This window comes from Methylobacterium sp. WL120 (genome assembly GCF_008039465.1).
Classification (GTDB): Bacteria; Pseudomonadota; Alphaproteobacteria; order Rhizobiales; family Beijerinckiaceae; genus Methylobacterium; species Methylobacterium cerastii.
In genome coordinates this window covers 1-8,442 of the sequence record NZ_VRUT01000181.1, presented here as the reverse complement: position 1 = coordinate 8,442, position 8,442 = coordinate 1, and the positions used below count along the sequence as shown (strand labels likewise).

Annotated in this window: 7 protein-coding genes; 1 reads left to right on the top strand and 6 read right to left on the bottom strand. The window is 59.8% G+C overall.

The features are described 5' to 3' along the window. Positions 1-490: 490 nt before the first annotated feature. The gene (locus tag FV229_RS23205) at positions 491-754 is read right to left on the bottom strand and encodes a hypothetical protein (RefSeq protein WP_147754220.1); all 264 of its coding nucleotides are present in this window, start codon (positions 752-754) and stop codon (positions 491-493) included. A 279-nt stretch (positions 755-1,033) separates the two neighbouring features. On the opposite strand from FV229_RS23205, the gene FV229_RS23200 reads away from it, so the two are divergent. Beyond that, positions 1,034-1,816, top strand: a complete 783-nt coding sequence (locus FV229_RS23200) for a hypothetical protein (RefSeq protein WP_147754219.1) — start codon at positions 1,034-1,036, stop codon at positions 1,814-1,816. 389 nt (positions 1,817-2,205) lie between these two features. On the opposite strand, the gene FV229_RS23195 is transcribed toward FV229_RS23200, so the two are convergent. From FV229_RS23195 to FV229_RS23175, 5 genes are all read right to left on the bottom strand, one after another. Then, positions 2,206-3,561, bottom strand: coding sequence for a tetratricopeptide repeat protein (locus FV229_RS23195; protein ID WP_187275261.1), 1,356 nt, complete (start codon positions 3,559-3,561; stop codon positions 2,206-2,208). Between the two features lie 386 nt (positions 3,562-3,947). Then, entirely contained in the window at positions 3,948-4,448 is a 501-nt protein-coding gene (locus FV229_RS23190; protein ID WP_147754217.1) for a hypothetical protein, read from the bottom strand. Next, positions 4,449-4,913, bottom strand: coding sequence for a hypothetical protein (locus tag FV229_RS23185; RefSeq protein WP_147754216.1), 465 nt, complete (start codon positions 4,911-4,913; stop codon positions 4,449-4,451). A gap of 141 nt (positions 4,914-5,054) precedes the next feature. Continuing rightward, positions 5,055-5,810 carry a hypothetical protein gene (locus FV229_RS23180; protein WP_187275260.1) on the bottom strand — a complete coding sequence of 252 codons (756 nt, stop codon included), beginning with the start codon at positions 5,808-5,810 and terminating at the stop codon, positions 5,055-5,057. An 867-nt stretch (positions 5,811-6,677) separates the two neighbouring features. After that, positions 6,678-7,958 (bottom strand): glycosyltransferase family 4 protein, encoded by a 1,281-nt coding sequence (locus FV229_RS23175; protein ID WP_147754214.1) that lies wholly within the window; start codon positions 7,956-7,958, stop codon positions 6,678-6,680. Positions 7,959-8,442: the final 484 nt, after the last annotated feature.

Sequence of the window (8,442 nt, the reverse complement as noted above, 5' to 3'; positions counted from 1 at the left end):
TTCATGCCAGCCTTCTCCGCTTGGCCGGCTGCGCTCGCCAGACCAGCTCCGCCGGCCAAGCTACCCGTGGCGGAGCGGCCCACCGTGCACTAACTTTACCCTTGGACCACCTCGTGGGGGCCGATCAGCACGGGCGGCTGGTGCCAGCGCGGATGAGGCCGAGTTTGATGCCGCACTAAAGTGGATCGCACGGCCAAAGGCGCCTAATGAAATTTAGCAGGGCTGATAGACCGGGCCGCCGTTACAAGACCGCGAGCGATCAGGATCAAGATTAAACGCAGTTGTGCGGCTTGAGCCCACACCGGTCCCGGTTCGTGAGACGCACCCTGACGCGGCGCAAGCGAAGATGAGGATCGCGATCAGACTTTTGCGCATTATGCCCCGCCGCTCCGACAAGCCAACGCGTCGCAGGGGAATAGGGCGCAACTATGCCGACCCCCCGACCATCCGGAATGTAGGCGCCCACCAGGTCCAAAGGTGCATCGACTGTTTAGCGGTGGAAGACGCCGCTGGGTTTGATCTCGCCCTGCAGGAAGCGTTCGCTGTAGCCCATGGCCAGGGGAAGCGCTCCTACGACGAGCAGCATGAGGATGGGGCTACCAATCATGCCCGCCACGAGGATGAGAACGCCAGCGCTGAACACCAACGCGCCGAGGATGATGAACTCGTACAAGTAGGGGGCGAATGGATCGAGGCCCGAGTACCAAGCTGCGAGCGTGCCGATGGCCGTGCTCGTGAGCCAGAGCCGGATCATTCCTTATCCTCGCGTCGTAGGAGGATCAGATGGGCAATCCCACTCGGAGTGCTGCCCCCTCCCCTCACAGCGACAGCTGTCATCCCGCGCCCAGGAAGCCCCAGCACCGGCGGGGCGCGGGTTCAGCACCCCAGCAGCCCGGGAGCCGTTCAAGCGTGTGGGTGAGCGTTCTGGAGCAAGGCTGATAACCCTGGCCAGAACCGCTGGGGCGGTGGCACATATTCGCTCATGTCCACGCTCACCCATCCCCCTGTCTGGGGCCTCCTCACCCGATCCAGCTTGGATGCCCTGCTGGAGCTGTCGGCCGGAGGAATGCCGGAGGTGATCACCGTCGATGCCAAAGCGGATCACGCGATGGCCGCGCCACTGGTTGGTATCACGCGCCTGATTATCCAGCGGGCTCAGGCTCTCGCTGGCCTCACGCTGACCGCCACGGGTGCGCTGAGCCGCGCCGACGTTCGGGCGCTCTTCGATGCCATGACCTGGCCCGGCTATGACAAGGCCCAGGTGCTCTCGATGAACAAGGTGCTCAACGAGATCGATGTGATGCCTGTGGAGGCTACCCGGATCATCGCGCAAACTGCCAAGCTGCTTCGCAAACGGCAGCGGCGGCTGATGGTGACCAAAGCTGGTGCAACGCTTGTTCGTGACGACCAAGCTGCGGATCTGTTCCGTTGCCTGTTCGAGACGATGCTCTGGCGCGTCAACCTTGGCTATTTCGACCGCGTGCCCGTGGAGGCCTGGCCGCAGAACCACATCGGCATCGTGCTGTGGTGCCTTTCCGTCATGTCGCCGGAATGGATCGCTCGCGAAGACCTGATGCGCAGCTGTACGGTTTGGGACCCCGCGCTGGACTACGGCCCGGCGGATTTCGCAGGGTTCGCTTTCGAGAGCCGGGTGTTGCGGCCGCTGACATGGTTGGGTCTGTTCGAAACACGGCTGGTGGGTGATGAAAGCGCCCCTTCATGGCTGCGTGATCGGCAATATCGAAAAGCCCCCCTGTTCGATCGGGCAATCCGGTTTCGGGTTGAGCTCGACAAGCCGGTGGGCCTCGCGCATTGATTGGTGGCCGGGAATGGGCCGCGAAGGCCGTTGGCAGCGTCGCAATCGCTGGATCTTGATGTCCTGCGCGCAAGTAGCTGGCGACGACATTGGCTCGCCTAAGCTCTTGAGAATACACGCATAAAAAGCACTAAAACGCAGCCTTTCGCCGTATGCGCGGCGGACCACGTACCCGTGGCAGACGGGTAGTGAAAGGCTGGATTAACGCAGCCACTCACCACCATGCGCCAGGGGCTCAAGCTGCCCGGGGCTTGCGACCCTCCGCCATCATCAGGCCACGTGCCTTGGCAGCCATCGCTCTTTACGCGTCCAACTCCCCCGCACGCCCCATCCCGATCGACGTGTCGCACGCCGACGGGAGAACATACCTTCTCAAACGACGACGCCTGCTATCTCGTCGGTTCGGACACCGGTCTTGAGCCCTGAAAAGTCAGAGGGTTCGCCGATGGGACGATTTTGGAGGCATCGATGGGAACCTCCGTTCTGAGACGATCGGAATTAACACGGTCAGCATCTGCTTTGACCTTATCACCCAGAAGAGCGTGAACACGGCTGCGATTTGCGTATGCCGTGCCGAAGGATGGGCCGAGGCGTACGGCTTCATTCAGGTCCAATAATGCGCCTTTGAGATCGCTCTGCCGCTCGCGCACAATACTGCGAAGATTGTACGCGCCGGGATCATCAGCCTTCAATTTGATCGCACTGTCGATTGCTGAGAGGGCAGCATTCAGATCGCCTCGCCCAAGCAGGCATGCTCCACGACCAAGATAGGCTCGGTCAAGATTAGGATCTCGCGCAATAGCAGCGTCAAAATCTGCTGCTGCCAAGCTGCAATTTCCCTTCCGGTAATGTGCCTCACCTCGTTCAAGCCTGGCGCGAGCATTGCTCGGATCTAAACGCAAAGCCTCGTCAAGGTCGGTGATGGCTGCGTTGTATTGTTTGAGGCTGAGTTTCAGGGATCCGCGATAATGTAGCGCCCTTGCGTATTTTGAGTTCAGTCGGATCGCGGTATCTGCATCAACGATAGCCTTCGTTGGGTCGTTTCGTGCAAAAGTGTAGGACCGATTGAGATAATACATTGAGTTTTGCGGTTCGGCTGCTATCGCAGCGCTAAAATCAGCTCTTGCTGCCTCCTCATTGCCCAAGCCACGATAAACAACGCCACGGCCATTGAGGTATCGCGCTACACCCGGCGCATAGAATAGAGCTGCGTCGTACGCTGCCAAAGCACGGCCGTAGTCCTTTGCATGCATGTAGAGCGTACCGCGGCCCGAATGCGCGTCAGCAAATCGTGGATTGATCTCAAGAGCACGATCGTAGTCAGCCGCTGCTACATCGTCGCGCCCTTGCATCTGATAAGCCGCAGCTCGATTGCCGTAAGCGACAGCGACTTCGTTGGGGCGCAAGCGTATGGCTGCGCTGGCGTCGCTGATTGCAGCGTCCAGCCGCTTCTCTCCAAGGTGAATGGCGCTCCGGTTCGTGTAGGCCGATACGTCAGACGGATCGAGCCGGATAACGTTGTCGAAATCCTCAACAGCGTGAGCGTTATCTTTTATCTTGAGATAGGCAAAGCCTCGAGCATTATAAGCCGCTGGATCACTGGGGGCTATTTGGATGGCCTCGCTGAAGGCGCTAATAGCTGCCGCAAAGTCGCCTTTGGCAGATAAAGCTCGGCCCCGTTCGAGATCAGCTGGATTGCCAGATACGGCGCCGATGGCTCCGATCCACACGGCACCAGCGAGCACCAGACCTCGACGTATGCTCTGCATCGCGCCCTTTCATCGACAATCGTCATGCATCGTAAATCACGCAGACGGCTCGCTGGAGTTCCAACCCCTACCGCAATTTTGGTAGTGCCGAGAAATCCTCCAACGAAATCAATTTTTGCGCTTTTGCATCTATTCCATCGAAGGTTCAGCATATCCGCAGAATGGGCGGTTTGATGTCCAGCTCGCCAGTCCCACGGGCACAGCGCATTGATCGTGGTGGCCGGTACCGCTCAGCTAAGGCCTTATGAATGCGGTCAAAAATCCTATTAAATTGCTGTTCGAGGCTGAGTGGCCATCCCATAAGATCGTAAGTTCTACCTTTTTTGGCTGAAACGGTAGTACGCTCCCTCAGCGGTTTCCGTTTACTGGAACGGCCAGGGCACGCGCGTATCAGCGTTGCGATCCTGGGGTATCCTGGGCGCTTGCTGATGGCCAAGCGCTTGATTGGAGCGCTGCTCGCCAGGAGACACTGACATCGCATGCCCCGCGAGGACATCGCGCGTTAGGGAAAAAACGCGAGCACCGGCACTATTTGCATGCTGCCGGCATGCCCGGGCATCCACCGGTTCGCGCGCGGCCAGACTGGTAAAGCGCCAATCGGCAGCGGCGATCATCTCCTGAACGCGCTGACGGGCATCAATCACTACTGAGGGATTGATGAAGCCATAGCGATGGTTGTCCGAGGAGGCCCACCACAGCAGGGATGAGGCATCCCCGGCTGCCTCCATGAAGATCTGTCGCGCCGCATAGCACTGGCGCATCCCGGCGAGCCGCTGGGGCCAGCCGGACGTGCCAGCCCAGATCGGCGATGACGGCAGGACGAGCAGCAGGGTCGCCGCTGCTCGTCGAAAGGATGGGGGCACTCAAGCGGCCTTCGGCTTGCGACGCTCCGCCATCATCAGCCCGCGTGCCTCAGCGGCCGTGGCGATCTGGGCGTCCAGTTCACCCGCGCGTACGGCTTCGATCAGGGTATCGATGACCGACGGCAGCTTATCCAGCGTGCCCACCTCCACTGCCTGCTTGCCCTTGGCCAGCTCCAGCGGCTTGCCGCCCACGCGAGCTGCGAAATGCACGGTACCCGTGCCGTCCTCGAACCAACCCTTGCGCATGCGCCGGCTCACCTCGACCCTGACCCGCTCGCCTGCCTCGTTCTTGCGGCTCACGAGGTTCTTGGGCGGTGTGTAGAGTTCCCCGGCCACCACTGCGCTGGCGAAGGCCCGCTGATCGGCCAGGCTGCCTAGCAGCTTGTCACGAGCGCGCGCCAGCGGATCGCCAGCTGTAACGATGGGGGCCGCATTGCTGAGCTTGAGGGTCTTGAGCACCGACATCTGCATCTCCGTTGGAGCCTGTGTGGCTCTCATGCCGAAACGCTACTACCGTTGTCCTGCCGTTCAACCGAAGATTGCTCTGTATTTCACTACGATCAGATCGAATACAGGGACAGCTAGTTCGTATCTTGTATGTAAAAGTTATAAAACACCCACCTGCTTAACACCCACACTCGTCCGTAATCTCTCAAATCCCCCTCTCTTGCTCATAAGCCATTCCACGTAATCCCTGATGTCTTTGTCTCTCCACCAATCTCTCTGCAACGACAGGGCTGTGCCATCCCACGACAGCTTTGCCGAAGACATTTTGTAATCGGCTTCAATTCGGAACTTCATAGAATACCGAACGAGATCGCTGATGTTTTTGTCCACGTCCTTGCGCTGGTCGAAGCCCTGTAAGTCCACCTGATAGGGAGAGCCATGCCCTTTTGCTCTCAAAGCTTCAGCGAATTCATCCCTGCTAACGCTGCCAAGGCAAACGATTGCGTGTAGGTGGGGCTGCCACACTGTGTCGTCGTTGTGGTTCGCGAATTGGGGCCAGCCCAAGCCCTCCATAGCGAGTTTCTTGTTGCGGCCGAACCCGTGGAAGTCCTGCCAGTCATGGCGCTCCATCTCCCACCAGCCCGTATACTGAACGGTATCCCATCGAGGGTCGGTTTTTCTCCTGTTACGGATGAGGTTCCGCAGACGGTTTTCCGTCTTGCCCATGCAAGGATCAACCACGCTGAGGTCCGTCGTGGGCGGTACCAGCAACGTGAGGAACGCCATGTTCTCGTTGGCCGCCCCCGCGAAGGTTCGCTTGATCGCGATACCCGTTTGTTTGCCTCGACTATTCATGAAGCAACGAGGGCACAAAGGCACTCGGCACAGCTTCATGTTATTGCCGCGTTCGTCCATACTTCCGCAGTCATCCATTCTGCGGTAGAAGTCATGCATCATACCCAGTGAGCTCATCACACGAGCACGTTGCTCTTCCATTCCCTGGGATAGAGTTCGGATCCTACGACGTTCCCATGGTGGCAACGTCGGCACAAGATCACGTTGTAAATTTGCTAGAGCCATGCTTCTCATTTTGTCTCGACCAGCTAGAGGTGAGTTAGGTCTTCACATCTAATTTATGCCAGTGCGAGAAAGCTATATTGATGAGCGGCGAAGCGAGCTGAGTTGGATCGTCCTGCTAGAGGTCAAAATCTGACGGGTGGAACCCATGCCTTGGGTCCGCTTTCGACCCAACCCGGCCGTACGAGACGAACTCGTCATTGCCACAAAGCGGACGTAAGCCACAATTGTGCGTACGGCAGGAAATAGCGGAAAGCTGTTTGGCTGATTTCAGTAGCGCGATGAGCCAAACCGGATACGTGAACATCGCCACTACCACCATCGCAGGCCCACGTTTTGCCGACGTTTAAATAGCCGACATGGTTTAACGACAGAGCTGCAGCTGTTTTCGCCAACGGACCTGGCGTTCAATTGATTGCTGGGGAAAAAGCCCTTTTGCTGAAGTGCTGATTGAGGGTTTGGACAGCACGAGTTCGCTGCAGCCGATCTGCCTGAGCACGTCGCCTTCGATTAGACGGCCGATCACGCGCTTCGACGCGATGCGGTCGGCACGCGATTTGATGGCGGTCTCTTGGAAGACCTTGCAGCACCCTTTAGGCGTTAGTCGCTCGACCGGCGCGGCGAAGTTCTGGTGATCTTTAAAGACGCAGGCGTAGCCTTAGAATATGGCTCGGCCTTGCACATGGAATGCGCACGGGAAAAGGGTTAAGCGGACCGGCGCGTCACAGCCTCGTTCAACGCTCCAGCGGGCTTCTGTCGCGATCCACGTAAGGTAAGCCGCAGCATGGCGCCGATCCCCTCGGCGGCGGAGGGTGCCGAGAACACCCTCTCGTAGCGCGCCCGCGCCGCAGCACCGAAACCGCGCCAAGTGGACGGATCGGCGACGATCCGGGCCAGCGTCTGCGCAAGCAGCGTCGACGACCCTGCCGAAACGACCCACCCCGTCGCGCCGTCGGCCACCACTTCCTTCAGACCGCCGAGGTTCGTGACCAGGGCCGGCACACCGTACGACATCGCCTCGATCGCCACGCGGCCGAGGGATTCGGGCATCTGCGATGGCTGGGCCACCACGTCCGCCCAGCGGTAGAGATCGCTCGGGTCGGTGACGAAAGGCTGCATGCTGACTTGCCTAGACAGGCCAGCCTCAGCGATGCGGGCGGACAGCGCCGCCTCCCGCGCCGTGTCCTCGAACGCGCTACCGACGATGCGTAGCTCGATCTTGCTGCGCACAGCCGGCGGCAGGGATGCCAGCGCTTCGACCAGTACGTCCTGGCCCTTGATCCGGCTGATCCGCCCAAGCATCAGCAGCCGCAGCGGCCGCGTGCCGTCGTAATCCTGCCGGTTCGGTAGCGCAGGCCCGGTGATCCCGTTGTAGACGACCCGCGCCGTAACCGCGGCCGGCATCCCGTAGGCGGCCTCCGTGGCGCGCGAGTTGAACACCACGTTGGCCCCACTCCAGCGGATCAGCCCGCGCAACACCTTCAGGACTGCGCCTTCGGGGATCTCGTGAACATGGACCAGGCTGCGCCCCGGCACCAGTCGGGCGGCGAGGAGATAATCTGCCACCACCGTGGTGTTGACGTAGACCAGGTCGCTCGCGCAGATCCGGCGCAATGCACGCGCTACCGCGAACGGCAGCGCCATCATCCCCAGCGTTGCCAACCGGGCGAAATTCTTGCGCCGTAGGATCCACAGCGGCTCGATCACGATGCGGCAGTCGACCGCCTCCAGCGCCGTAACAATCGGGCCGGAGCGTGGCAGCACGACGTCGATCCGCGCAGTCGGATAGGCAGCACGGATGGTCTGCACCGTTTCGATAAAGCACCGGTCCGAGCCGTAGAGTTCGAAGCCCTGATGTACGCAGGTGATCAGCTTGACGTTCGCGGGCCTGCCTACACTCTTCGGCTCCTGCCCAAAGAGCGCGCCCTTGCGGCGTTTATCGGCATTTCCGGCAAAAGATGAGATAAGTAGTGAATTTTCGCCCATAAGATGAAAGTCCCGTACAATTGCACAACCAATGGTTGTACAAGCTCAAAACTTGATGTGACTATTTGCGTCCTAAGGCAAAACTAGGCGTACGGAAATGCGAGTTCAGGACCGCTTTTGCGTAAACACTACTTATACTTTGGATGAGGGGGATGCAGGCCGCGCATGGAACATTTGAAACCTGCGCTGGGGGCCCTGCGCTAGATGTGTCCACCTGGGTCTGGCGCGCCAGCGTAGATTGCCAGCGAGAGGTCGAGCCTATTCGTGGGCGCGTCTCGACGCTTCTTTGGATCGGCATCGAGCTGATCTCTGATGAGATCGCAATGCACCGACCTGCGGCGATGCTCGCCCGCGACGTGATCGGCCCCCACGAGGTGGTCCAAGGGTAAAGTTAGTGCACGGTGGGCCGCTCCGCCACGGGTAGCTTGGCCGGCGGAGCTGGTCTGGCGAGCGCAGCCGGCCAAGCGGAGAAGGCTGGCATGAA

Excerpts from the sequence above, each read along its gene's own strand:
- FV229_RS23205 (WP_147754220.1), bottom strand. The coding sequence starts at position 754 with ATGATCCGGCTCTGGCTCACGAGCACGGCCATCGGCACGCTCGCAGCT.
- FV229_RS23180 (WP_187275260.1), bottom strand. The coding sequence starts at position 5,810 with ATGGACGAACGCGGCAATAACATGAAGCTGTGCCGAGTGCCTTTGTGC.
- FV229_RS23175 (WP_147754214.1), bottom strand. The coding sequence starts at position 7,958 with ATGGGCGAAAATTCACTACTTATCTCATCTTTTGCCGGAAATGCCGAT.
- FV229_RS23185 (WP_147754216.1), bottom strand. The coding sequence starts at position 4,913 with ATGTCGGTGCTCAAGACCCTCAAGCTCAGCAATGCGGCCCCCATCGTT.